Below are 23,032 nucleotides of genomic sequence, written 5' to 3'. Positions count from 1 at the left end.
CACACCGTATGGACAACGGCCCGTGACACCGAGGGGGCAGCGGCCCTCTTGACCCCGCCCAGGGCCGGGCGAAGCCCATCAGACGTGAAGGGGACAGTGTGCGTCGTCACCGATTCCATCGGCAGACCAGCCTGGTCGTGATGACCGTGGCGGCCGCACTCGCGGCGGTTTCCTGCGGCACACCGTCATCCCCGGACGATCCGGGCGCCACGACGGCACGGCCGCTCACCGAGCCGGAGCGGGACCTCCTGTATGACGCGGAACAACAGCTCACTCGCTCCTGCATGGCCGCCCGCGGCTTTCGGATGTGGGCCGTGCCCCGCCGGCCGCTTCCCGAGGACCGTGACTTCCCGTACGTGATCGACGACGTCCGGTGGGCCGCCCGGCACGGCTATGGGAGCGACCTGCAGGCCCGGCGTGAGCAGGTGCGTGCGGCCGATCCCAACCAGCGCTACTTCGCCGGGCTGTCGGCGGCCGACCGGCAGCGTGCCGTCGCCGCCTACAACGGCGCGCAGTCCGCCGACCGGCTGGAGGTCCGGGATCCGAACGGCATGACCGTTGGCCGCATGGCCGACGGCTGTACCGCGGAGGTCCAGGAACGGCTCTACGGCGACCTGGCCACCTGGTTCCGCGTGGACGTGGTCACCGGGGCCCTCCCCGCACTGCGCCAGCAACAGGTCGCAGCGGACGGCGAGTTCAAGGCTGCCGTGAAGAAGTGGTCCGCCTGCATGCGTGAGCGGGGACTGAACTACGCCGATCCTTACCAGGCCCGAGCCGCCTTCAAGGACAATGCGGCGGCGACGCGTACGGCGGGGCGTCAGCGACAGGAAGTACGAACGGCGGTCGCCGAGGCCGAGTGCGCTCGCGACACCGGCCTTACCACCACCGTCCGACGCCTCGACCGGCGCTACGAAGCGCGACTGCGGGACCAGTACCGGGACGAGGTACGCAGCAAACTCCGGTTGGAACGCGCCGCCCTGCCACGTGCCCGCGCTCTCCTGCCAACGGACCAATCCGGCAACCGTCCGGAGGACGCAACCACCACCACAACCAAGGAGTGACCAGTGACCCGTACCAAAATCACCATGGGTTTGGCCGCCGTGGGGCTCACGGCTGTGACTCTGTCCGTCGTGCCTGGCGTCGCGCAGGCATCCGACCTCGACCGGGACCTGTCGTCGCGGCCTATTGCCGCCGACGCCCCCGTGGGGCCAGCCGCGAACGGCAAGTTCTACGCATACGAGGATGTGAACAGGGGTGGGTACTACTGCGCGTGGACCGGTGGCGACGCGAACTGGAACTCCTGCCCCGGCTTGACCATGGGCATAGTAAACAGGGCGAGCTCCCTCCAGAACAGTGGCTACCCCGGACCGTACGAAGACGTCAACGTCTACTGGGGCTCCCAACACACCGGTGCCTGGTACTGCGTCGGGAACGGCCGGTACCTCGCAGACCTCCGGAACTACCGCTTCGGCCCCAACGGAGGCGGACACGGGGACAACCAGACCCTGAACAACAACATCGCCTCCCACAACTGGTCCGACTCTTGCTGAGCGACGCTGGAATAATCTGGCCGTGATCGAGGGCCCGCCGAGCGACATGCCCGGCGGGCCCTCGAGAAGGGCGAGCCCAACAGACGAAGTGGTGACCGTCGGGGTCCGGGTGGGTCGGTTACTTCTCGTCGAAGACGAGGTCCTCGGGTCAGCGGCCGCTCCAGTGGGTGGCGCCGGGGATGGGGGCGGCGAGGCACCGGCGGGTGGGAGAGGGCGCGGGAAGGCCTGGGGAGCCGAGTGCGTCCTGCTGCCCCGGGTCCTGGCGGTGGTCGTCGGATGGCGGGCTGGGGCGGTGTCGAGAGTGCAGCGCAGCATTTGCACGACTCAGGTGGCACACGGGTGCTGCTCGTGCAGCAGGCTGGCCCCGACCCATGCAGCAGCGGGTCGATCCCCCCGCTGCACGGGCAGAAAGTCTCCTCCCGATGGCTGCTTGTCCGCCGGCCCCCACCGCACACCTGCGCAGCCACGCCGAAATGCAGCAGGCCCTCGCCCCGTGCTCGACCGGGGCCCTGACCGCGGCCAGCGCCTTGTTGGACAGCTTCTGGCCCCTGGTCAGGGCCCGGTTGCGGGCCGACTTGTAGCCGGTGATCACCGCCGGGTCCGCGTTCGGGCCACTGTCGTCGAGGCCGACGAAGCCCAGGTCGGCGATCGCGCCGAGGCCGGCCGCGCGCAGCTGGGTGGTCAGTTTATTGTGGCGGCAGGCGGTGATCTCCGAGGTGCGTCCGGGCCGGACCGCGCTCACCCGGACCAGGCGGCCCTTGTCGTCGGTGAGCGCGATCACGAGCAGGCCGTGGCACTTGTGCCTGCCGGAGTAAGTCTGCTGACTGTGCCTGTGTTGATGTCCTCGTAGTGCTGCCCTGGTGGAAGCGGGGCGGTTTCGGCGGTCGGAGGGGTGGCCGCGGTGGCAATGAGCGGTGTGCATCGTGAAGTAGCAGGTCACGGTCCTGGTGTGCGTCGGTGTCGGGGTGCTCACGCACGGGCGCGGCTGAGGTTGCCTCGTACAGAGTGCAGTCAGGCGGTGCCGAGAGTCCCCTCGCCGGCCATGAAGCCGCTTGGTGCGTACTGTTCAAGATCCGGGAGCAGGGACTCCGCCGTGTCCATGTCGTCGGTCAGTGCTGCGCAGGCGATCAGGCCCGATACGTAGAGCCTGGTGGCCCTGGTGTGCTGGTGCGTGCGTGCGATGGCGGCGGCTTCCGCGTACCAGCGGCGGGCACTGGAGGGTGCCCGGCCAGCCACCCCGTTCGCGCGATGTAGTAGGCGAGCCACTGGCGCCCGAGGGGCGACGGCGAAGCCTCAAGCGTGTCGAAAGCGCTCAGACAACTCTCGCGAGCCTCACTGATCAGACCGGACTCCGAGGGCGCCAGCGCGAGTGGCGCTCGTGCGCTCCAGGCTTGCCAGTCAGTCGACCGGCGCGGATGACCTTTCCGGTATGTACAGGGGCGTGAGTCAGCCGACGAGAAGATGCGCGACGTGCAGCGCGGCCAGGATGTAGCCGTGCGTGCCGGCGCCGACGATCACGGCGTCGGCGACCGCCGAGATGTAGGAGTGGTGCCTGAATTCCTCGCGCTTATGGACGTTGGTGATGTGGAGTTCGATGGTCGGCAGAGCGGCGGCGGCGATCGCGTCCCGGAGTGCGACGGAGGTGTGTGTGAATGCGGCGGGGTTGATGACGATCGCGCCGCATTCGGTGCGCGCGGCATGAATCGCGTCGACCAGCACGCCTTCGTGGTTGCTCTGAACGAAGCGTGCGGTCAGGCCGTGTGCGGACAGAGTCTTGGCCACGGTCTCCTCGACCTCGCGCAGCGTGGTGGAACCGTACTTGTCGGGCTCGCGCACGCCGAGCAGATTGAGGTTGGGGCCGTTGAGGAAGAGGATGGTCCGCCCGGGGGCGTTCTCGGTGGTGGCGTCGAACATGTGCAGCTCTTTCATCGGTGCTGGCATGCGGGTCGGGTGGGTAGGGGGATCCCGGTGCGTGAGCAGGAGCAGCCGTGACAGGTGGTGGGGGACATCCGCTCGTGCCGGCCAGGCGGTCCGTGACGAACTCGAATGCCTTGCCTGTCCGAAACGCACACAGGCCCGGCTGCTCCGAGCGACCGCGGCCCGTGGCCTGCGCCCCCGGGCCGCAGCGCGGTCCACACGGCCGCCCTCCTGCCCGGTGGTTGACCCGCGTCGCGCGCCGGCGATGTCCTTACCTGCGCTGACGAGGCCGACGCAGACACTTGCACGCTGTCCGGTCCCCCGTCATGCTTCATCGATGTGTCCCGCTGAACGGAACATTCCTGACTCCGGTGTCGCGCGCGTAGCTGCCGTGCTCGGGGCTTTCGACGCGCTTCACGCCGAGCTGCGGGTGTCGGAGATCGCCCGCCGGGCCGGACTGCCGAAGTCCACGACCTCCCGCCTGGTGCGCGATCTCGTCGGCTACGGGTTCCTGGAGCGTGACGAGAACGACGGCGCGCTCCTGCACATGGGAACGCGCCTGTTCGAGTACGGCGAGCTGGCTTCCCGGCACCGTAATCTGCGGGCGATCGCCCTGCCGTACATGGCCGATCTGCGCGAGGCGACCCGGCAGACGGTGCATCTGGCCGTGCTGGACGGTACCGAGGTGGTCTACGTCGAGATCCTGCGGAGCAAGGACGCCCCGAGGATGGGGTCGCGGGTGGGCGGCCGACTGCCCGCGCATGCCGCGGCCGTGGGCAAGGTACTGCTCGCCTTCGGTGAGGCGGAGACAGTCGACGCGGTCTGCGCTCATGGGCTTGCGCCGGTGGGCCCGCGCACCATCACCGCGCCCGGCCTGTTCCTGCGTGAGCTGGAACGGATCCGGGGAGCGGGAGTCGCGTACGAGAACGAGGAGACCGGCCCCGGGGTGGGGTGTGTCGCGACCGCGATCCTCGGGGCCGACAGCCGGCCCGTCGCGGCGATGTCCATCTCGGGCTGGAGCGGGAGGCTGAACCTGCGCCGGGTGGCTCCCGCCGTGCGCACGGCGGGGCTGGCCGTGAGCCGTGAGCTGCGGGGCCCGAGCCCCTCCATGAGCGAGAGCTGAACAGGCTCCCATGGGGTGTCCGCTGATGGCGTTCCCTTCGTAGGGTCCGGTCCGTGGGGCGTCACGTCACGGGAGGACTGTCCTCTCGGGATGAAGAGCGGGCAAGTCGGATGATCCGCTGAGCGGAACAAGTGTGCGTCGAAAAAGAATCGATCTTGATCCGCTCAGCGGATCACTTGGGTTGCCGGGTGGGACCCGCCGCAACATGCTGCCAGGGGACCGCCCATCACCTGAGGAAAGAGCCGCAGATGGACAAAGCCACGCACCTCGTGGTCGCCAAGGAACTGCTCGCCGCACGGCGCGCCCGCGAGCCGATCGACCCGGTCAGCCGGACCCGCCCCGGGCTTACCGTCGAGGACGCCTACGCGGTCCAGCTCGAGCAGGTGCGCACCTGGACCGAGGACGGGCAGCGCGTCCAAGGACACAAGGTCGGGCTCACCTCGGCGGCCATGCAGCGCCAGCTCGGCGTCGACCAGCCCGACTACGGGCACCTGATGGAGTCCATGTTCCATCTGGAGGGCCTGCCGATCGGACTGGCCGAGTTCATCAGCCCCAAGGTCGAACCGGAGATCGCCTTCGTCCTCAAGCGGCCGCTCACCGGCCCGGGGGTGAACGCCGCGCAGGCGCTGTCGGCGGTCGACTACGTTCTCCCAGCCCTGGAGATCATCGACTCCCGGATCCGGGACTGGAAGATCGGCCTGATCGACACGGTCGCGGACAACGCGTCGGCGGGCGGCGTGGTGCTCGGCAGCCGCCCCGTCCCTGTGGGAGCGGTCGATCTGCGGCTGTCCGGCTGCGTGCTGACCCGCCGCGGTGAGGTCGTCGGCACCGGAGCCGGCGGCGCCGTACTCGGCTCGCCGCTGAACGCCCTGGTGTGGCTGGCCAATACGGTGGGCCGACTCGGCGTCACCCTGGAGCCGGGCCATGTCATCCTGCCCGGCTCTGTCTGCGCCGCCGTGCCGGTGGCCGCCGGTGACTCCGTGACCGCGGCCTTCGGCGGGCTGGGCACCGTCACCGCGCGATTCGGTCACACCACCAAGCAGGGGGAGGACGGATGACCGCCACCGCCGCCATCGTCGGGCCGGGCAACATCGGCACGGACCTGATGGTCAAGTTGCTGCGCAACGAGCACATCGACGTCCGGTACATGGTCGGGGTCGACCCCGCCTCCGACGGCCTGGCCCGTGCCGGGAAGCTCGGCGTCGACGCCAGCGCCGGAGGCGTGGACTGGCTGCTCAGCCGGCCGGAGCTGCCCGATCTGGTCTTCGAGGCCACATCCGCCAAGGCACATCTGGCCAACGCCGCCCGCTACGCCGAGGCCGGGATCACCGCCATCGACCTGACCCCCGCCGCGACCGGTCCCTTCGTCTGCCCGGTGGTCAACCTCACCGAGCACGGGGCGGCATCGAACGTCAACATGATCACCTGCGGCGGCCAGGCCACCATCCCCATCGTGGCCGCCGTCTCCCGAGTCGTGCCCGTGACGTACGCCGAGATCGTCGCCTCGATCGCCTCCCGCTCGGCCGGCCCCGGTACCCGCGCCAACATCGACGAGTTCACCGAGACCACCTCCCACGCGATCGAGACCGTCGGCGGCGCCGGACGCGGCAAGGCGATCATCATCCTCAACCCTGTCGATCCCCCGATGATCATGCGCGACACGGTGTACTGCGCCATCCCCGCCGACGCCGACCGCGACGCCGTCACCGAGTCCATCCACCGGATGGTCGAGGAGGTGCGGGTCTACGTACCCGGCTACCAGATGCGCTCCGAGCCGCAGTTCGACGACCCGCGCCCCGGATGGCAGGGGCAGGCCCGAGTCGCGGTCTTCCTCGAAGTCCGCGGCAACGGCGACTACCTGCCCCCGTGGGCAGGCAACCTCGACATCATGACTGCCGCCGCAGTCCGCGTCGGCGAACTCATCAGCCAGCGAGACAAGGCGGTGACCCGATGACCGCGGACCCCCGACCGGCCGCACGCATCACCGACACCACGTTGCGCGACGGCAGTCACGCCGTGGCCCACCAGTTCACCGTCGACCAGATACGGGCCGTGACCCGCGCCCTGGACGACGCGGGCGTCACCGTCATCGAGGTCACCCACGGCGACGGCCTCGCCGGGTCCTCCTTCAACTACGGTTTCTCGCACACCGACGAGATCGAACTCGTCAAGGCGGCCGTCGCCGAAGCCCGCCGGGCCCGCATCGCCGTCCTGCTACTGCCCGGCCTCGGCACCGTCGACGACCTGCGCCGGGCCCACGACGCGGGCGCCGGGATCGTACGGGTGGCGACCCACTGCACCGAGGCGGACGTCTCGATCCAGCACTTCGGGGCCGCGCACGAACTGGGCATGGAGACCGTCGGGTTCCTGATGCTCTCGCACCGGGTCGGTCCCGAGGCGCTGGCGAAACAGGCCAGGATCATGGCCGACGCCGGGTGCCAGTGCGTGTACGTCGTCGACTCCGCGGGCTGGCTGCTGCCCACCGACGTCACCGACCGCGTATCGGCGCTGGCCGCCGAGCTCGGCGACGACGCCCAGATCGGGTTCCACGGCCACCAGAACCTCTCGCTCGGCGTCGCGAACTCGATCGCCGCGTACGAGGCGGGCGCCCGCCAGATCGACGGCAGCCTGTGCGCGCTGGGCGCGGGCGCCGGCAATTCGCCCACCGAACTCCTTGCCACCGTCTTCGAACGGATGCGGGTCCCGATCGGCCTCGACGTGGACGGCGTACTGCGCGCCGCGCACGAGGTGCTCACCCCGCTGATTCCCCGGCTGCCCATCGCGGACCGCCCAGCCATCGAGCAGGGCAGGCACGGCGTCTACTCCTCGTTCCTGCTGCACGCGCAGCGCGCCGCCGACCGTTACGGAGTACCCGCGCACGCCATCCTGCGCGCGGTCGGCGAGGCCGGGTACGTCGGCGGCCAGGAAGACATGATCATCGACGTGGCGATCGACCTCTCCACCCGCGCCACGACCTCGGAAGGCGTACCCGCATGAGCGACTGGACCATCGACCGCGCCGTCACGGAGCTGCTCGGCCGCGAGGCCGACCGCAGGGACGGCGGCCGGATCACCGACGAATGGCCCGGCCTCGACCTGCCGACCGCCTACCAGGTGCAGGACGCGCTGCTGCAGCGCAAGGTCGACTCCGGCGAGAAGGTCGTCGGCGTCAAGCTCGGCCTCACCTCGCGTGCCAAGCAGCAGCGGATGGGCATCGACTCCCCGCTCACCGCCTGGCTCACCGACGCGATGGTGCTCCCGGAGGGCGTCCCGGTGCCGATGGACGAACTCATCCACCCGCGCGTCGAGCCCGAGATCGTCTTCGTCATGGGGGAGCGGCTGGCCGGGCCCGGGGTCACCGCCGCGACCGCGCTCGCCGCCGTCCGCAGCGTGCACGCGGGCTTCGAGGTCATCGACAGCCGCTTCACCGACTTCAAGTTCACCCTCCCCGACGTGGTCGCCGACAACGCCTCGTCCTCCCGCTTCGTCGTCAGCGGCACCAGCCTGCCGCCAGAGGGTCTCGACCTCGCGCTGGAGGGCTGCCTGCTCGGCATCAACGGCGAGATCACCGACTCCGCGACCGGCGCCGCCGTGCAGGGCCACCCCGCCGAGGCACTCGCGCTGGCGGCGAACTCCCTCGGCGAGCGCGGCATCGCCATCGAGCCCGGCTGGATCGTGCTCACCGGCGGCCTCACCGACGCCGTGTTCGTAGAGCCCGGGCGGGAGATCAGCGCCGAGTTCACCCACCTCGGCACCCTGCGAGTAGTCGGAGCCTGAATGCCACTCGTCGAGATCAGCATCGTCGCCGGACGCCCTCCTTCGATGGTCCGCGACCTCATCCACCAGGTGCACGCCGCCGTGCGGGACTCCCTGGACGCACCCGACGGGGCCATCCGGGTCCTCGTGCGCGAGATCCCGCCGGAGCACTGGGCGGCGGGCGACATCACCAAGGCCGAACAGGCCGAACAGGAGGCATCCCATGAGCGATGAGCGCCCCGAGAGCGTCGACGACTTCCGGGCGACGTACGAGCGGATGCTGGGCTTCGTCCCCCCGCGTGTGGCCTCCCGTTTCGAGGCGTCAGAGAAGGACAACCCGGAACTGCTGTTGGCGCAGGAACGACTGCGCAACATGATCATGTATCCGGAGACGCTGGACCAGAAGACGGTCCAGCTGGTGCTCTTCGGCATCCTGCACGCCAAACTCAGCGACGCCGCCAAACTGCACGGCCTCGCCGCGCTACGGGCCGGTGCCAGCTGGGACGAGCTGCGCGCCGTCATCGATCTGGCGTTCCTGTTCACCGGGTTCTCCGCGATCAACCGCGGCCCCCAGGTGCTGGCCGACATCGCGGAGCTGGAGAAGAAAGCGAAGGAGAACGAGCGTGACTGAGCCGCTCTACGAACTGGCCCACCTCGGGCACGCCGAACTGCTGACCCCCGTGTACGACCGGAGCCTCGCCTTCTTCACCGAGGTCTACGGCCTCGACCTGGTGCACGAGTCCGGTGGCAGCGCCTATCTGCGCGCCTGGGGCGACCACGACCTGACAACCCTGAAACTGACCGCCGCCGACCGGGCCGGCCTCGGTCATGTCGCCTGGCGCGCGGTGAGCCCGCAGGCCCTGACCCGCCGGGTCGCCGCCCTGGAGGAACGCGGCGTCGAGGGGGAGTGGATCGACGGGGACTTCGGGCACGGGAAGGCGTACTCCTTCATCGCCCCGAGCGGCCAGCGCATGGAGCTCTACTTCGAGACCGAGAAGTACCGCGCCCCGGCGGGCAAGGCCTCCTACCTGCCCAACCAGCCGCAGTCCTCCGTCGCCAGGGGCGTGGGCGCGGCACGCATCGACCACATCAACGTTCTGGCGAACGACGTACCGGGCACGCGCGAGGTCATGTGCGAGGCCCTCGGCTTCAAGCTCCGCGAGCACCTGATCCCGCCCGGCCAGCCCGAGGTGGGCGCCTGGCTCAGCCTCATGAACAAGGCCCACGACCTCGCCATCACCCGCGAACCGGTGCCCGGCGTCACCGGGCGGCTGCACCACCTCGCCTACGCCGTCGAGAACCGCGAGGACGTGCTCCGCGCCGCCGACATCTTCTGCGAACTGGGTGTCGAGATCGAGTTCGGCCCCGCCAAGCACTCCCGCACCCAGGGCTTCTTCCTCTACGTCCTGGAACCCGGCGGCAACCGGATCGAGGTGTTCTCCGGCGGCTTCCACATCTTCGCCCCCGACTGGGAGCCGGTCACCTGGACCACCGAGGGCCAGGGTCGCTCCACCGCCTGGGGTCTGGAGGTGCCTGCGAGTTTCCACTCCCACGCCACCCCGGTCCTGCCATGAACCGGGAGTTGACCGCGAGTTTCGTGACCCTGTCCGGCGCGGGCTTCGCCCAGCCCGCCCGGGTGCCGTTCGCGGAACGCTGCCGCGCGGCCGCCGCCGCGGGTTTCACCGGCATCGGCCTGCACACCGACGACTACCGGCTGATGGGGGCCGACGGGGCGAGCGACGCGTACCTGCGCGCAGTGCTCGGTACGCACGGACTCGCCCTGAACGAGATCGAGTTCCTGAGCGGCTGGGCCGCGGCCGGCGCCGGTGACGCCGACACCGTCGCCGCTGCCGGCGCGCTCGGCGAGGCGTTCCGGCCGCATCACGTCACAGCGGGCGAGTTCACCGCGGACGAGCTCGACATCGACGCCGCGGGCGCGCGGCTCCGTACGATCTGCGACGGCGTCGCCGCTTACGGGCTGCGCGTCGCGGTCGAGGCGTTCCCCTGGTCGGGCATGAAGGACGTGGCCACCGCCCGCGCGGTGGTGGAGGCCTCGGGCGCCGCCAACGCCGGGCTGATGATCGACGTCTGGCACTTCTACAACACCCGCTCCAGCCTGGCCGACCTCGACGGTCTGCCGCCCGACCGGATCGTGGCCGTCCAGCTCAACGACGGCTGCGTCGTGGACGGCGACTTCCTCACCGAGGCACGGCAGGGCCGGCTGCTGCCGGGCGACGGCGAGCTGGACATCGCGGGCCTGTTGCTGGGCCTGCACGAACGCGGCTTCCGCGGCCCGTACTGCGTCGAGGTCAACTACCCCGGCTACCGGGACCTCCCGGTCGAGGGGATGGCAGCCCAGGCCTTCACAACGGCGTCCAAGGCCCTGGAGGCGCTTCCCACACACTGAACCCGGCACGGCCACGATCGGCCCTGTGCACGGCTGAGTGAAGCACCAGGTCGGTGACCCGGGGCTGTTCGTCCGTCCTCGCAACACGAATAAGGACGCCGGGTGATCTGCACGAGGCTCAGGACGTGGTCCAGGAGAGGAGGCGCCACTCGCGACGGGGGTCGTATACGACCCGGGGCCTGGTCGTCCAGGATCACCGTGGCGCGGTCCCGTGGCTCGCAGCGGGGCCGGTCGCGGCTGTTGGGGAGCCCGCGGGAGCGCCGGTGTGCAGGAAGGCGCCGCTCGGTGCAGCGTAGCGGTGACGGCGAGGTCGGCCGGGCTCATGGGTGTGGCGGGCGGCAGGCCGGCCAGGTTGTCGAAGGCGGGCGGGTCGAGCCGGTAGTTGACGGTCACCACGACCGCGTCGCACACCTCGGCCAGCCATGCGCCGTCACAGAGACTGCCGAGGGTGAGGCAGTCCTCTTCGCCTTCGGCGTCCTGGCCGGCGGCGCGGAAGGCCGGGGGTGAACTGGACCGCCTGGAGACCAAAGCGCGCGGCGTCCCCGACCGCTGTCCCGGGCCTGACAGGAGTCGGAGGCCGGAAGCTCACCTCCCCGATGGGCGGCGAGGCGTGGAGGATGCCCTTCCAGGAGCGACTCTGACGGCCTCATCAGGGTCTCCACCTGCATCACCGGCACGGGCGCCCACCTCTTCGCGGCCGGGCAATGTACTCACTTGTTCGTTAGAACTAGCGGCGAGACACCTCCGACGCAAGAGGTGAAGCGTGACGAATAAATTTCGGCCGGATGTCTTGACGCGGGCCGGAAGCGACCCCACAGTCCTCTATTAACTTCCTAGTACGTTAATTGACTGCCATCCCCGCCAGTCATCCGGCAAGTCCGCTCGACACGGCATCCCCGTACGCGAGTTGTGACGTCGTCCGCCGCGATCGTCCCCCTGTCCCCGCTCGCCCGGGCGTTCCCGCAACGGGAGCCCTCGCGGTACTCGAAGAGGAGCACACGTGACTGCTCGTTCGCTCGATGACGCCTCGGAATCGAAGACTCCACCCAGTGGGCACCGAAAAGCGGCCTTCGCCGCTTGGATCGGCAGCGCCCTGGAGTACTACGACTTCTTCATCTACGGCAGCGCCGCCGCGCTGGTCTTCCCCAAGGTCTTCTTCAACCCGGACGACCCGGCCACCGCGACGCTGATCTCGATGGCGACCTTCGGCGTGGCCTACGCGGCCCGCCCCATCGGCGCCGTCTTCCTCGGGCACTTCGGGGACCGGATCGGCCGCAGGAAGATCATGGTCTTCACCCTCTTCCTGATGGGCCTGTCGACCTTCCTGATCGGCTGCCTGCCCACCTACGGCCAGGTCGGCACGCTGGCCCCGGTCCTGCTCGTGGTGCTGCGCTTCCTCCAGGGGCTGTCCGCCGCCGGCGAGCAGTCCAGCGCCAGTTCCCTGACGCTGGAACACGCGCCGGAGAACCAACGCGGCTACTTCACCAGCTTCACCCTCAACGGGACTCAGTTCGGCCTGATCATCTCCACCCTGATCTTCGTCCCCATCGCCTCCCTCCCGGAGAAGCAGTTGCTCACCTGGGGCTGGCGCGTCCCGTTCCTGCTGAGCGCGCTCGTGACCCTGACCGCGTACCTCATCCGGCGCACCCTGCAGGAGGCACCGGCCTTCGAGCAGATCTCGGAACACGCCGAGGTGGCCAAGCTGCCAGTGGTCGAACTCCTCCGGGACCACTGGGCCGACATGCTGCGGGTGGCTTCGGCGGCGCTCATCGCGGCGGTGAGCACGATCGGCGGGGTCTGGGTGCTGTCCTACTCCACCGGCGCCGTCGGCCTCGACCGCACCACCATGCTGTGGGTCAGCGTCTTCGCCAACCTGGTGGCCCTGATCGCGATCCCGCTGTGGGCCAAGCTCTCCGACCGCATCGGCCGCAAACCCGTCTTCCTCATCGGCTCCGTCGGCAGTGCCGTCATGATCTTCGTCTACCTGGGGGCGGTGACCTCGAAGAGCTATCCGCTGATCTTCCTGGCCGGGGCCGCCACCATGGGCTTGGTGTACAGCGCCGCCAACGGCATCTGGCCCTCCCTCTACGCGGAGATGTTCAACACGCGGGTCCGCCTGTCCGGCATGGCCATCAGCACCCAGGTCGGCTTCGCCATCACGGGATTCGCCGTCACCTACGCGGCGGAGCTCTCCGGCTCCGACGGCAAGAACTGGGTCGCCGTCGGGATCCTCACCGCCTCGATGTGCGCGGTCAGTTCGATCGCCGTGCTGACCGCCCGAGAGACCTACAACGTGCCCACCGCCGAGCTCGGCATGAAGCCGGGCACGCGCCAGGACCGGGCCGCCGAGCGCGAGTCGGCGGCAGCCTGACCCTGTCCCCGTCCCCGCCGCGCCTGCGGCCCTCCGCCTCCGCACGGACGGCCGCAGGCGCACCTACCCCCCATTGCCGGAAGGAACCCCGCGATCACTGTGACCCCCTCCACCGTGAGTTCCTCCTATCTGACAGGGCTGATCGGCGCCGGTATCGGCCCCTCGCTCAGCCCTGCCCTGCACGAACGGGAAGCGGACCGGCACGGCCTGCGCCTGCTCTACCGCACCATCGACATCGACGAACTGGCGCTGCCGGCCACGGCCGTGGGCGAACTGCTGAGGTCCGCCCGCACCCTGGGATTCGACGGCCTCAACATCACCCACCCCTGCAAACAACTCGTGATCGAGCACCTGGACGAACTCGCGCCCGAGGCCGCGGAGATCGGCGCCGTCAACACCGTCGTCCTCCGGGCCGGGCGCGCCATCGGGCACAACACCGACGGCAGCGGATTCGCCCAGTCCTTCGCGCGCGGACTGCCCGACGTACCGACCGGTTCGGTCCTACAGCTCGGGGCGGGCGGGGCCGGGGCCGCCGTCGCCCACGCGCTGCTCACCGTCGGCGCCGACCGGCTCGTCCTCGTGGACGCCGACCAGACCCGCGCGGCCGCCCTCGCCACCGCTCTCCACCGCACCTTCGGGCCCGGCCGGGCGAGTACCGCGCCGCTGCCGGACCTGGCGGCCCAGCTGGCGCGAGCCGACGGCCTGGTCCACGCCACCCCCACCGGGATGGCGGGCCACCCGGGGCTGCCGTTCCCCGCCGAACTGCTGCACCCACGGCTGTGGGTGGCCGAGGTCGTCTACCGCCCGCTGGAGACCGAACTGCTGCGCACGGCAAGGGCCCTCGGTTGCCGCACCCTCGACGGCGGCGGCATGGCCGTCTTCCAGGCCGCCGACGCCTTCCGGCTGTTCACCGGCTGTGAGCCGCACATCGATCGTATGCTCGATGACCTCGCCGACCTCGTCGGCAGTCCTACCCGGTGAGGAACCTCATGCCAGCTTCCGTCCCCCCGCAGTCACCGACTCCGACAAAGGGACAACCGGCTGCCAGACGTACCCGTGACGCCACACGGACCCGGGCCGAGATCCTAGAGGCCGCGACGGAGGAGTTCGCGCGCATCGGCTATTCCGGCGCCCGCATCGACGACATCGCCGATCGCACCCGGACCACGAAACGCATGATCTACTACTATTTCGGCAGCAAGGAGCAGCTGTTCACGGCCGTGCTGGAGCGGGCGTACGCCAGCATCCGGCACAGCGAACAGGAACTCGGCGTCGAGCATCTCGACCCGGTGTCCGCGATCCGTCGCCTGGCCGATCTCACCTTCGACCACCACGAGGCGCACCCGGACTTCATGCGCCTCGTCAGCATCGAGAACATCCACCAGGCCGAGCACATCGCCGCCTCACCGACGCTGCGTTCGCTCAACGCCCCGGTGATCGCCATCATCGACCGGATCCTCCGCGCGGGCCGCGAACAGGGAGTCTTCAACGCGCAGGTGGACGCCGTCGACCTGCACATGTTGATCAGCTCGTTCTGTTGCTTCCGGATCACGAACCGGCACACCTTCGGTGCCCTCTTCGGACGAGACCTCATCGCACCGGACCGCCGCGACCACTACCGGACTCTGCTGGGCGACATGGTCATCGCCTACCTCACGACCGGCGAACAAACCGCCGTCGGGTAGGGGCCCCACTGCCATGGTTGGCCAGTCGTCCCTGCTCAGCACCGTCGGCGTCGGCGTGCGCGGGTAACCACCGCACGGGCGAGGCTACGATCGACACGTAACTGCGAAGGGGTCGGCAGACGCATGCCTGGCGTGGGTCGGCGCCGTCGCTGCGCACCGCGCAGGACCGTGCCAGGACTCGCCCCAGCCCGTGGTTCCGCCCGAGTGGAGCCGTGTTCAGCTGTTGGTGCCGCCCGTGCGGCTGTGACGCAGGGCGTGGAGACTGCCGCCGGTGATGGCCAGTACACCGGTGGCGCCGACGGCCACGACACCGCCCGCGCCGGTGGGGGCCAGGTCGCCGTTCGTGCCGCCCGCCGCTTGGCACCACCGCCGGGACTTCCAGTGAGCAGTCTGCATCGTGAAAACTGCACGTCAGGTGGGCTGGTGTGCGTAGGCGTCGAAGCTCGGCCAGGTCCGGGGCGGTAGTCCAGCGGCAAGATCATTGGTCATCAGCGGGCGACTTCCTGGTTCGTCAGCACCAGCAGGGCCCGTGCCAGCGCGGTCGCCCACCTCGGATCCGTGCGGACCTTGCCCAGGACCCTCCAGTTCTTGAGGTGAGCGAAGCCGTGCTCGACCGGGGCACGGAATGCGGCAGTGTCTTGTTGGACAGTTTCTGACCGCGAGTCAGGGGCCGGTTCCGAACGGCCTTGTAGCCGGTGATCACCGCTGGGTCGGCGTCAGGGCCGCTGTCGTTGAGGCCGACGAACCCCAGGTCGGCGATCGCACCGAGCCCGGCGGCCCGCAGGTGAGCGGTGAGCTTGTCGTGACGGGAGGCGGTGATCTCCGAGGTGCGTCCGGGACGTGCGGCGGAGACCCAGATCAGCCGGCCCTTGTCGTCGGTGAGTGCGATCACGAGCAGGCCATGGTGTTTGTGCTTGCCGGAGTAGTTCTTCCGGTTCGCTGTTCCGGTGCGGCGCCGGGTGCGGATCAGGAAGCCGTCCAGCAGTACGATTCCGCCGCCCTTTCGGGCGATCTTTTTCAGCGCGCGGCCCAGGCGCGGGGCGCGGGCGGCGAGCAGGCCGACGACTTCCCGTACCCAGCGGGTGACGGTGGTGCGGTGGATGCCGTTGCCGCCTGCCAGGTCGCCGGGCCGCTGGTCACAGCGCAGGACCGCCAGCACGATGCCGGCGATCTTCCCGGCGGGCAGGGCCCGCCACCTGGAGCCGATCTTCTTGAAGTGGCCGCGTAACAGGTCGGCGAGCCAGTTCAGGGTGGCACTCGACAGCGGCAGGCGGGCGGTGTAGGCAAGGCCGTCAGGGCCCCTCGACGGGATGGTTGTTTTTCTTCACACCAAACTCAACTGCCGTCGGGGGCCCGCCGGTTACGCCCTCTTGTCGCCCCGGTCCGCAGCTGCTACAGGCGTGCGGTGAACTTCCCGTCAGGCCGCTTGTGCAGCCAGCCACGGTCGGCGAGCTTGGTCATCTTCGCCCGCAGCGGCTCCAGCTTCCCGCGCACTCCCACCTCAAGCCCCAGTTCCTCACCCACCGCCTTGACCTGCACCGGGCCTCCGGCGGCCCGCACGATCGCCAGGATCCGGCGGGAGTCGGCGGGCAGCGCGGCCTCGTCGCCATTCTCACTGCGGTGCGGGATCAGCTAGCACCGCACGCCCCGCCACCTGCGCTTGCACCGGAGCCGCCGCCTCAGCGGCCTCCGTATCGGCCCGGTCCTGTTCGGCCAGGCGGAGCAGGACCCGCTCAGCGATCCTCAGCTCCTCCCGCTCGGCCTCGACCTCCTGAAGCCGCTTGGCCAACTCCTCGGGGAGCGCGTCCAGTTCGCTACGGCGAGCCGTGATCCGCTCCAGATCGGACATCCCACACCCTCCCCACGACCCCCGGCGTACCGACACGGTGACGGATCGTAGGCGGCCCGCTCACGCAGGCGCGGCAGGACCAGAGAACCCTCCCGACCGACCGGTCAGACGATCTTCACCATGGACACCCGCCGCCTACCAGCCCGAGCACCCCCGACCCCGCGCACACCAGCCCGCCTGACCTGCACTTTTCACGATGCTCACTGCTCAATGTGCTGGTGGCCTACAGCGGTAGGTGGCCAGGCCGCCCGACGGAACCACGGGCCGCGCGCCTGTGCTCAACCGCGGGTGGCCACTCTGCTCAGCGATAGTTGGCCAGTCCGGCACCGAAACGGATTGAACAACTACTCAGTAGCTGACCGGCGAGGCGCGCAGCCACTTTTTGAGCGTTTGCCGCAATATGCGGATACACATCGACTTGTGGCTCTTTATCCTGGAGGGTCTGTGCCACACTTGCGTACCCGCATTGCTGCTCTCATCGCAGCTGGGCTGCTTGCCACCACCGCTACCGGTTTCGCTACTGGTAGCGAGGCAGTTGCCCAAGAGTCGTGCGCCACTGTCACGTCATCCGACGAAGGCATCTGCTACCTGCCGGCGACCGTCAACCTGAATTCAGGCGGTTGGAAGAACACCGGCCTCGCGGTCGAGCTTCAGCCCGGCACGTACCACCTCGACCTGGACGTCCAGGGGCGACTGTGGGGTCGTGCTCCGATCAACGCCTGGATCTTTGCCCGGCTCGTCAACACTACTGAGGGCACGGTCGTGCCAGGCAGCCAGCGGATGATCAACCATCTCCAGTCCAACAACCGGGGCGATGGCGCTATCGGCCACAGGGATACGACGCCCATCCAGGAACGCATCGAGGTGGAGACGCCGACCAGGATCGAACTGCAGGCCATGAGCTCCTACGCCTACAGCCGGACGACGATCGCTGAGATCCGCAGTGACGGCAACTCCCGCACCTCGCTCCGCTGGGAGAGGGTCTAGTGATGGAACGCCCTGGGAACACCTCTTCCCAGGGCGGTACAGGTGCCCGGACAGGCCGCTTGGCCGCGTCATAGGGCAGGCAATCACCCGCGTCAGCGCTGCCGGATAGGTATCGCGCACCTGGCAATGGCACAAGCCCCCGTCGCCTCACGGCGGCGGGGGCCGTTTCCCATGCCCGCAGTCAGCCGCCATGGGCAAAGGCCTGGCTGGACACGCTACTCAGGCCACCACCCCCACGGCATCACCGGCCCTATTCCTGACCATCGAAAACACCGTCCTCGAGTTCGGAACGACAACGGCTACGGATCCTCGCATTCGCCCAACGACACCCAGGGCTCTCTGTCTGAACAGCGGTCAACGGCATCCCACTGGCCTTCCAGCATCTCCAGGCCCACCGACGAACTCGCCGAACGCAACCGCCGGCTCAGCGCCGACAAGCAACGCCTGGAGGAGAAGCGGCAGGTGCATGGCCAAGTGATCGCCGAACTGCTGACGGAGCGAGACGCCTGCACATCACATCCGACCGCACAGTCCCGGCCATCCTGCGACAGCCCGCCCATCCAGAGGAACGATGACAATGCCAGGCCTTGATGCGTGCAGGCGGGGTCGGGATACGAGGCGTGAAGGGTCAGAAACGTGTGTTGCTGACAACTCCGTCCCATAACCTCGTGCATGGAGACGTCAGATGCCATGTGTATCCGCATTGAGGAGGCGATGGTGCTCGGAAGGGGCACGCGGTTGCTCGCGGGCGCCATGACCGTGGTCTGCATGGTGCTCGTCGGCCCCAGTGCACCAAGCGGTGCCCTCTTCGTCAGGTCACTGCCCGTCCATGCCGTCAGGGATGTCGTACCGAACCGGGTCATGACGTGGAACATCTGCAACCCCTGTGCGAAAAACCACGTTGACCGGGCAGCGGAGATCGCCACGTATGCGCCCCAGGTCATAGGCCTGCAAGAAGCATGCGTGCGTGACGTCGAGAGGATCCGGGATTATCTGAAGAGCCTTTACGGGCTGGTTTACCACGTCGAGTACGGGATGGTTCTTCGGAATTGGGGCCGTTGCGGGGGAGCGCCGTGGAGTCCGGGAGCCTTCGGCCAGGCGGTCCTCTCGGCGGAACCGATGACAGACCGCGTCAACGTGGAATACCCCTACGGCGGATCCGAAGACCGGGGGTACATGGCAGTCACCACCAAGGTGGGCGGCCAGTCCGTCCGGGTCTTCAACACGCACCTCGCCCATCGACGTCAAGAAGCGGTCCGAGCAGACCAGATCGGCGTACTCGCCGCAGACGTCGCCCGGCACGACCGCGCAATCGTTCTCGGCGACTTCAACGCCGTGCCCGACGCTCCCGAACTCACCCGGATTTGGGCACTGGCCGCGGATACAGACCCCCAGTGTCATCCCTCGCCCGCCGGTACCTGCAAGCCGACCACCGACTGGCACAGCAAGTTCGACTACATCTTCCTGCGAGGCATCGCCCCCCTCAAGCACCGAGTGCAACCCACCCCGTACTCAGACCACCACTTGCTGCAAACCGACCTGGACCCAACTTAAAGCGCTTCCGCGACCGCTGGCACCTCGGAGCCAATGAGAACGGGCCACCGAGTGATCACCAGGGTTTGTCCGGAATCATGACGAGCATGCGGTGACCGCAGGTTCACAGCGCAGATGGTGCCCGCTAGCGGGCGATGTCCGGCCAGAGCATGGCCCGGATCGCGGGCCGGTTCAAGCGGGTGGAGCCGCGGGCGACGGCCCGGACCTTCGTACTCAGACTGCTGTCCGGCGTGGATCGCAAGAACTCCTGGCAGTCGTCGGCCAAGCAGGCCTGCCACGCCCTCTGCCCACCTCATGCACTGCGCCGCCGCCCGCCATGGAAGTGCTGTTCAGCAGTTGGGGGACGTGACCTCAGCTTGAGTTTTAACCTCGGGTCTCAGGCGCGTGGTGCCGTTACGCAGGTCAATCTTCGTCCTACCCGGCAGGACAAGCTGCGCAGCGCTGTTCTGGAACCGCGGTCCGGAGGCCCGACGTCCGGCTGGTGTTCCGTAACGGTCACCATTCGCCGCGGAAGCTCCTGTACTGGCCGTTCATCAGTTCCCAGAAAGACCGGTAGCGGACCGCGCCGGGCAACCAATGAGATCGTTTCATCTTGGACTCGCAGGTCGCGGTACTGGTGTGAGCCCGTGATGCGGTCCTCGTGCTGGCAGGCGGCGTGATCGCCGTCGGGTGATCGTCTGTCACCGCTGGACTTCGCAGTTCACCAGGACGAGCAGGACCCGCAGCAGCGTGGTGGCGTGATGGGCGTTCATGCGGACCTTGGTCAGGATGCGCCAGGTCTTCAGGTTCGCGAAGCCGTGCTCGACGGCGGCGCGTTCGCGGCTGACCAGCCGGTTCGCCTCCTTCTCGGCGTCGGTGAGGCGGTGGGAGCGGGTCGCCTTGCGGCCGGTGATGATGACCGGAGTATCGTCGAGGCCGACGAAGCCAAGCTCGGCCAGGGCGCCGAGGCCGGCCTCGCGCAGATGCCTGGTGATGCGGTCGTGGCGGGCGGCGGTGACCTCGCTGGCCCGGCCAGGACGGGCGGAGGAGATCCAGATCAGGTTCCCCTTCTCGTCGGTCAGCGCGAGGAAGAGCAGGCCATGGGCCTTGTGTTTCTCGCTGTAGTTCTTGCGGTTGGCCGCCCCGGTGCGGCGGCGGGTGCGCACGAGGGTGCCGTCCAGCAGGATCACCGCACCGCCCTGACGGGCGATCTTCTTCAGGGCGCGGTCCAGATGCTGGGCCCGGGCGGCGAGCAGGTCGAGGACTTCCAGGACCCAGCGGCGGACGGTGGCGACCGAGACGGCGTTGCCGCCGGCCATGTCGGGCAGACGCTGGTCGTGGCGCAGGACGGCCAGCACGACGATCGCCTGCGTGCCCGGAGCGGCCTTGCGCCAGCGCGTGCCCAGCTGCTTGCGGCGCCGGCGTATCAGTCCGCCGACGAGATCGATGGTCCGTTTCGACACAGGAAGCCGGACCTGGTAGACAACACCGGGAGAGCCCTCGGCGGGCGGCTGTTTCTTCAAACGAACGCCAACTCCCGCTGGGGCCCCGTGTTACGGCCGAAACCGGCCGCTCTGCCCAGTCGGCGATCAACGCGGCAGGTACCGTCCCGAGCCCGTCCGGGCCAGCCGGCCCCGGTCGGACAGCTTGCGCAACTGGCCATGGACCGGCTCGACCTTTGCCGGGATCGTGCCGTCTCTCCTGACGGCTCCTCAAACCCAGTCCCGAGCCAAGGACTTCGGTCACCCAGGTCCTGGGCAAGCAGGTGATCCGCTCGCAGGACCGGGCCGGCTTCGTGGTGAACGCCCTGCTGGCGCCCTGCCTGCTCTCCGCGGTCAGGATGCTGGAGTCCGGCTTCGCCTCCGCGGAGGACATCCTCACCGGCATGGTCCTCGGCTGCGCCACCCCATGGGCCCTCCTTGAGCCTGGCCGACCTGATCGGCCTCGACACGCTCACAGCGATCGCCGAGGCGATGTACGCCGAGTTCAAGGATCCGCTGCACGCCGCGCCGCCCCTGCTGCTGTGCATGGTGGAAGCCGGGCTGCTGGGCCGTAAGTCGGGGCGCGGCTTCCACGAGTACGCGCCCGTCCTCACCGCTCCCTGAGGACAGAGCTCCTCCGGCAAGGCTCCGAAAAGGCGACCGAACCCCGGGATATTTGACTCTGTTGGCGGCGCTCCCAGGCCATGAGACTGCTCCCAGAAAGCACACCTCGGGTCCAACGGCCCCATACGAGGGGGCATTTCGGATGGCCACAGCCAGATCCCGCCCCTGAATGCCAAGGACCTCCTTAGGTGACACGAGTCAACGCGGCTGTCCGCATCGCGGAGCCGGGAGGCGGATCCGACCGCCCCCTCATGCCTGGGGCAGCCGCACCCTCATCGTCACATTCCGCCCCAGCCAGACACATACGAGCCATCAACGTCCTGCCCCCCAACTCCACAGCACCACACGGTGCCCCGAAAGGAAGCCGAATGAGCACACTTGCAGCCTCCCCTGCCCAGCCGGCCCCATCGCACCGCCGACGACGCAACCGAACCCTCCTGCTGGTCACCATCGGCATCACCGCGCTATCGGTCCTCGCCTACGTGCTGATCAGGCCCGGCTCCGCGGACGCCGCCGGAGAGGACCTGGAGTACGTCGTGAACGCAGACGGCACGAGCATCGCCTTCTTCGACCAACTCAATGACTTCGAGGTCCAGATGGACCTCACCGCCCTCAAGCAGGAGACCGGCAAGGCGGAAAGGGCCGACGTCGAAGCGGCGTTCGCCGAAGCCAACAAGGTGTCCCAGGAGGTCACCGGCTGGAACCTGGAGAAGGACATCCCGAAGATGAAGACGGAGGCCAAGCGGTTCCGCGACGAGATCGCCGGCGCGGACTTCGGGAGCGTTGACGACAACAACAGGGTCAAGGACATGACCGTCGCGCTGTTCGAGAACAGCAAGAGCAACCTCGGGGCGGAGTGCCGCGACCGCTGCCTTGCCTCCCCGATCGGCACCACGGTGGCCCGAACCGTGTTCCTGGGCGGCATCGCGACAATCGGCGCCCTCACCCTGTCGGCTGCCGGCGTCGCCGGACTCCCCGCCGCCGGGATCATGGTGGGCATCGTGTGGGGCGTCAACCTGATGATCCTGGCCACGGAGCTCTTCGACCGCCAGCGGGCCAACGCCGATGCCGCCCAGCAGGCCGCGGTGCGGCAGCAGGCCAACCACGCCCTGGTCCAGATGATGACCCTCGGCCGGACCGCCGTGGAGCAGGCCGTCGAGCAGGCTGGCGGCGACCGCAACCGAGTCAACGTCCAGGCAGAGCGCACCGCGAGGGCCGCGGCCGCCCGCCAGAACGGCGGTGACCCCCAGCCCGAACCCGACCAGTCGTTCATCGACCAGATGGACATGATCCTCGACCAAGTCTGACAGGCCCGCGGATCAGTCCCGCCTCTGTGCCGGCGACCGGCACAGAGGCGGGGCCCTGTCCATTCATGAGTAAACGGGCACACACCCGTCGTCGAGCGGGCAACAGCCTCCCGCTCCGCGGAACCGTCCACCGCATCATCCAGGGGCTCCGCACTCCGAAATACAGGCACATTCGGTCATGAACTGCATGACGACGAACCTGGCCAGTAGGGGCAATCCCCTTGTCTGGATCTCCTCCGCCCGTCCTGGCCGGGCCAGCGAGGTCACCGCCGACCGCCACGACCACATCACCAGGCATCTGCGCGAGGCCGGCCTCGGCGCCCTGGCCGACCTTGGCTTCATCGGCCTCGACGACGACCCCGACGATACTCCGGTCATCATCACCGGCCGCAAGGCGACCCGCTCCCACCGCCTCACCGACGCCGAGAAGGAGGCGAACCGGC

25 protein-coding genes and 3 pseudogenes are annotated in these 23,032 nt (G+C 68.9%); 20 read left to right on the top strand and 8 right to left on the bottom strand.

Annotated features, from left to right (window positions below; genetic code table 11):
* Window positions 1–98 precede the first annotated feature (98 nt).
* Both FGD71_RS15555 and FGD71_RS15550 read left to right on the top strand, forming a co-directional pair.
* Window positions 99–1,061, top strand: a complete 963-nt coding sequence (locus FGD71_RS15555) for a hypothetical protein (protein WP_119101055.1) — start codon at window positions 99–101, stop codon at window positions 1,059–1,061.
* Window positions 1,062–1,064: 3 nt separating this feature from the next.
* On the top strand, window positions 1,065–1,550 hold the full coding sequence (locus tag FGD71_RS15550; RefSeq protein ID WP_119101054.1) for a hypothetical protein: 486 nt from the start codon (window positions 1,065–1,067) through the stop codon (window positions 1,548–1,550).
* Between the two features lie 148 nt (window positions 1,551–1,698).
* Here FGD71_RS15550 and FGD71_RS48835 read toward each other — a convergent pair whose 3' ends face one another.
* The 3 genes from FGD71_RS48835 to aroQ all read right to left on the bottom strand — a co-directional run bounded on the left by FGD71_RS48835 (window position 1,699) and on the right by aroQ (window position 3,464).
* On the bottom strand, window positions 1,699–2,472 hold the full coding sequence (locus FGD71_RS48835) for a transposase family protein (protein ID WP_240436603.1): 774 nt from the start codon (window positions 2,470–2,472) through the stop codon (window positions 1,699–1,701).
* Between the two features lie 89 nt (window positions 2,473–2,561).
* A complete protein-coding gene (locus FGD71_RS15540) occupies window positions 2,562–2,786 on the bottom strand; it encodes a hypothetical protein (protein WP_119101053.1) in 225 nt (74 codons plus the stop codon).
* A 210-nt stretch (window positions 2,787–2,996) separates the two neighbouring features.
* Complete coding sequence (gene aroQ / locus FGD71_RS15535) at window positions 2,997–3,464, bottom strand: type II 3-dehydroquinate dehydratase (RefSeq protein ID WP_119101052.1); 468 nt, start codon at window positions 3,462–3,464, stop codon at window positions 2,997–2,999.
* Window positions 3,465–3,858: 394 nt separating this feature from the next.
* Here aroQ and FGD71_RS15530 point away from each other — a divergent pair, with 394 nt between their 5' ends.
* From FGD71_RS15530 to FGD71_RS15470, 12 genes are all read left to right on the top strand, one after another.
* Window positions 3,859–4,590: an IclR family transcriptional regulator gene (locus FGD71_RS15530; protein ID WP_240436601.1), complete on the top strand. Its 732-nt coding sequence runs from the start codon at window positions 3,859–3,861 to the stop codon at window positions 4,588–4,590.
* Between the two features lie 248 nt (window positions 4,591–4,838).
* Window positions 4,839–5,648 (top strand): 2-keto-4-pentenoate hydratase, encoded by an 810-nt coding sequence (locus FGD71_RS15525; protein ID WP_119101051.1) that lies wholly within the window; start codon window positions 4,839–4,841, stop codon window positions 5,646–5,648.
* Window positions 5,645–6,544 carry an acetaldehyde dehydrogenase (acetylating) gene (locus FGD71_RS15520; protein ID WP_119101050.1) on the top strand — a complete coding sequence of 300 codons (900 nt, stop codon included), beginning with the start codon at window positions 5,645–5,647 and terminating at the stop codon, window positions 6,542–6,544. The genes FGD71_RS15525 and FGD71_RS15520 overlap by 4 nt, the downstream gene beginning before the upstream one ends.
* Window positions 6,541–7,587: a 4-hydroxy-2-oxovalerate aldolase gene (gene dmpG / locus FGD71_RS15515; RefSeq protein WP_119101049.1), complete on the top strand. Its 1,047-nt coding sequence runs from the start codon at window positions 6,541–6,543 to the stop codon at window positions 7,585–7,587. The genes FGD71_RS15520 and dmpG overlap by 4 nt, the downstream gene beginning before the upstream one ends.
* On the top strand, window positions 7,584–8,366 hold the full coding sequence (locus FGD71_RS15510; protein WP_089511995.1) for a 2-keto-4-pentenoate hydratase: 783 nt from the start codon (window positions 7,584–7,586) through the stop codon (window positions 8,364–8,366). The genes dmpG and FGD71_RS15510 overlap by 4 nt, the downstream gene beginning before the upstream one ends.
* A complete protein-coding gene (locus FGD71_RS15505) occupies window positions 8,367–8,579 on the top strand; it encodes a tautomerase family protein (RefSeq protein WP_119101048.1) in 213 nt (70 codons plus the stop codon).
* On the top strand, window positions 8,569–8,976 hold the full coding sequence (locus FGD71_RS15500) for a carboxymuconolactone decarboxylase family protein (RefSeq protein ID WP_119101047.1): 408 nt from the start codon (window positions 8,569–8,571) through the stop codon (window positions 8,974–8,976). The genes FGD71_RS15505 and FGD71_RS15500 overlap by 11 nt, the downstream gene beginning before the upstream one ends.
* Window positions 8,969–9,919 carry a VOC family protein gene (locus tag FGD71_RS15495; RefSeq protein ID WP_119101046.1) on the top strand — a complete coding sequence of 317 codons (951 nt, stop codon included), beginning with the start codon at window positions 8,969–8,971 and terminating at the stop codon, window positions 9,917–9,919. The genes FGD71_RS15500 and FGD71_RS15495 overlap by 8 nt, the downstream gene beginning before the upstream one ends.
* Entirely contained in the window at window positions 9,916–10,752 is an 837-nt protein-coding gene (locus tag FGD71_RS15490) for a sugar phosphate isomerase/epimerase family protein (protein WP_119101045.1), read from the top strand. Before FGD71_RS15495 ends, FGD71_RS15490 begins: the two co-directional genes overlap by 4 nt.
* Before the next feature lie 1,000 nt (window positions 10,753–11,752).
* Window positions 11,753–13,123, top strand: coding sequence for an MFS transporter (locus FGD71_RS15480; protein ID WP_119101043.1), 1,371 nt, complete (start codon window positions 11,753–11,755; stop codon window positions 13,121–13,123).
* A 99-nt stretch (window positions 13,124–13,222) separates the two neighbouring features.
* Entirely contained in the window at window positions 13,223–14,104 is an 882-nt protein-coding gene (locus tag FGD71_RS15475; protein WP_240436600.1) for a shikimate dehydrogenase, read from the top strand.
* Window positions 14,105–14,112: 8 nt separating this feature from the next.
* Complete coding sequence (locus FGD71_RS15470) at window positions 14,113–14,808, top strand: TetR/AcrR family transcriptional regulator (RefSeq protein WP_119101041.1); 696 nt, start codon at window positions 14,113–14,115, stop codon at window positions 14,806–14,808.
* A 216-nt stretch (window positions 14,809–15,024) separates the two neighbouring features.
* Here the strand turns inward: FGD71_RS15470 and FGD71_RS15465 are convergent, their stop codons facing one another.
* The 4 genes from FGD71_RS15465 to FGD71_RS15450 all read right to left on the bottom strand — a co-directional run bounded on the left by FGD71_RS15465 (window position 15,025) and on the right by FGD71_RS15450 (window position 16,657).
* The gene (locus FGD71_RS15465) at window positions 15,025–15,204 is read right to left on the bottom strand and encodes a hypothetical protein (protein ID WP_119101040.1); all 180 of its coding nucleotides are present in this window, start codon (window positions 15,202–15,204) and stop codon (window positions 15,025–15,027) included.
* Between the two features lie 115 nt (window positions 15,205–15,319).
* Window positions 15,320–15,967, bottom strand: a complete 648-nt coding sequence (locus FGD71_RS15460) for a transposase family protein (RefSeq protein WP_240436599.1) — start codon at window positions 15,965–15,967, stop codon at window positions 15,320–15,322.
* Window positions 15,968–16,200: 233 nt separating this feature from the next.
* On the bottom strand, window positions 16,201–16,368 hold the full coding sequence (locus tag FGD71_RS15455; protein WP_240436598.1) for a hypothetical protein: 168 nt from the start codon (window positions 16,366–16,368) through the stop codon (window positions 16,201–16,203).
* A 52-nt stretch (window positions 16,369–16,420) separates the two neighbouring features.
* Complete coding sequence (locus FGD71_RS15450) at window positions 16,421–16,657, bottom strand: hypothetical protein (RefSeq protein WP_119101038.1); 237 nt, start codon at window positions 16,655–16,657, stop codon at window positions 16,421–16,423.
* A gap of 453 nt (window positions 16,658–17,110) precedes the next feature.
* Between FGD71_RS15450 and FGD71_RS15445 the strand changes: the two genes are divergently transcribed.
* The 3 genes and pseudogenes from FGD71_RS15445 to FGD71_RS50160 form a co-directional block, all read left to right on the top strand.
* Window positions 17,111–17,644 carry a hypothetical protein gene (locus FGD71_RS15445; protein WP_140935897.1) on the top strand — a complete coding sequence of 178 codons (534 nt, stop codon included), beginning with the start codon at window positions 17,111–17,113 and terminating at the stop codon, window positions 17,642–17,644.
* 672 nt (window positions 17,645–18,316) lie between these two features.
* On the top strand, window positions 18,317–19,198 hold the full coding sequence (locus FGD71_RS15440) for an endonuclease/exonuclease/phosphatase family protein (protein ID WP_119101036.1): 882 nt from the start codon (window positions 18,317–18,319) through the stop codon (window positions 19,196–19,198).
* 149 nt (window positions 19,199–19,347) lie between these two features.
* Window positions 19,348–19,476, top strand: a pseudogene (locus FGD71_RS50160) (IS701 family transposase); the annotation flags it as partial.
* Between the two features lie 402 nt (window positions 19,477–19,878).
* Here FGD71_RS50160 and FGD71_RS15435 read toward each other — a convergent pair.
* Window positions 19,879–20,700, bottom strand: coding sequence for a transposase family protein (locus FGD71_RS15435; protein WP_162931135.1), 822 nt, complete (start codon window positions 20,698–20,700; stop codon window positions 19,879–19,881).
* 317 nt (window positions 20,701–21,017) lie between these two features.
* On the opposite strand from FGD71_RS15435, the pseudogene FGD71_RS50155 reads away from it, so the two are divergent.
* The 3 genes and pseudogenes from FGD71_RS50155 to FGD71_RS15420 all read left to right on the top strand — a co-directional run.
* Window positions 21,018–21,282, top strand: a pseudogene (locus FGD71_RS50155) (3-hydroxyacyl-CoA dehydrogenase family protein).
* Between the two features lie 368 nt (window positions 21,283–21,650).
* Window positions 21,651–22,589, top strand: coding sequence for a hypothetical protein (locus tag FGD71_RS15425; RefSeq protein WP_119101035.1), 939 nt, complete (start codon window positions 21,651–21,653; stop codon window positions 22,587–22,589).
* Between the two features lie 187 nt (window positions 22,590–22,776).
* A pseudogene (locus FGD71_RS15420) lies at window positions 22,777–23,032 on the top strand (hypothetical protein); the annotation flags it as partial.

The organism is Streptomyces sporangiiformans (assembly GCF_005768555.2).
Classification (GTDB): Bacteria; Actinomycetota; Actinomycetes; order Streptomycetales; family Streptomycetaceae; genus Streptomyces; species Streptomyces sporangiiformans.
The sequence above is the reverse complement of the archived record's forward strand: the minus strand, read 5'-3'. Positions and strand labels throughout refer to the sequence as shown.

What these genes read in the sequence shown, in the direction of transcription:
- FGD71_RS48835 (WP_240436603.1), bottom strand. Translation starts at nt 2,472, where the DNA reads ATGCACACCGCTCATTGCCACCGCGGCCACCCCTCCGACCGCCGAAAC.
- dmpG (WP_119101049.1), top strand. Translation starts at nt 6,541, where the DNA reads ATGACCGCGGACCCCCGACCGGCCGCACGCATCACCGACACCACGTTG.
- FGD71_RS15505 (WP_119101048.1), top strand. Translation starts at nt 8,367, where the DNA reads ATGCCACTCGTCGAGATCAGCATCGTCGCCGGACGCCCTCCTTCGATG.
- FGD71_RS15490 (WP_119101045.1), top strand. Translation starts at nt 9,916, where the DNA reads ATGAACCGGGAGTTGACCGCGAGTTTCGTGACCCTGTCCGGCGCGGGC.
- FGD71_RS15440 (WP_119101036.1), top strand. Translation starts at nt 18,317, where the DNA reads ATGGAGACGTCAGATGCCATGTGTATCCGCATTGAGGAGGCGATGGTG.
- FGD71_RS15525 (WP_119101051.1), top strand. Translation starts at nt 4,839, where the DNA reads ATGGACAAAGCCACGCACCTCGTGGTCGCCAAGGAACTGCTCGCCGCA.
- FGD71_RS15520 (WP_119101050.1), top strand. Translation starts at nt 5,645, where the DNA reads ATGACCGCCACCGCCGCCATCGTCGGGCCGGGCAACATCGGCACGGAC.
- FGD71_RS15500 (WP_119101047.1), top strand. Translation starts at nt 8,569, where the DNA reads ATGAGCGATGAGCGCCCCGAGAGCGTCGACGACTTCCGGGCGACGTAC.
- FGD71_RS15510 (WP_089511995.1), top strand. Translation starts at nt 7,584, where the DNA reads ATGAGCGACTGGACCATCGACCGCGCCGTCACGGAGCTGCTCGGCCGC.
- FGD71_RS15450 (WP_119101038.1), bottom strand. Translation starts at nt 16,657, where the DNA reads ATGTCCGATCTGGAGCGGATCACGGCTCGCCGTAGCGAACTGGACGCG.
- FGD71_RS15465 (WP_119101040.1), bottom strand. Translation starts at nt 15,204, where the DNA reads ATGCAGACTGCTCACTGGAAGTCCCGGCGGTGGTGCCAAGCGGCGGGC.
- aroQ (WP_119101052.1), bottom strand. Translation starts at nt 3,464, where the DNA reads ATGTTCGACGCCACCACCGAGAACGCCCCCGGGCGGACCATCCTCTTC.
- FGD71_RS15425 (WP_119101035.1), top strand. Translation starts at nt 21,651, where the DNA reads ATGAGCACACTTGCAGCCTCCCCTGCCCAGCCGGCCCCATCGCACCGC.
- FGD71_RS15470 (WP_119101041.1), top strand. Translation starts at nt 14,113, where the DNA reads ATGCCAGCTTCCGTCCCCCCGCAGTCACCGACTCCGACAAAGGGACAA.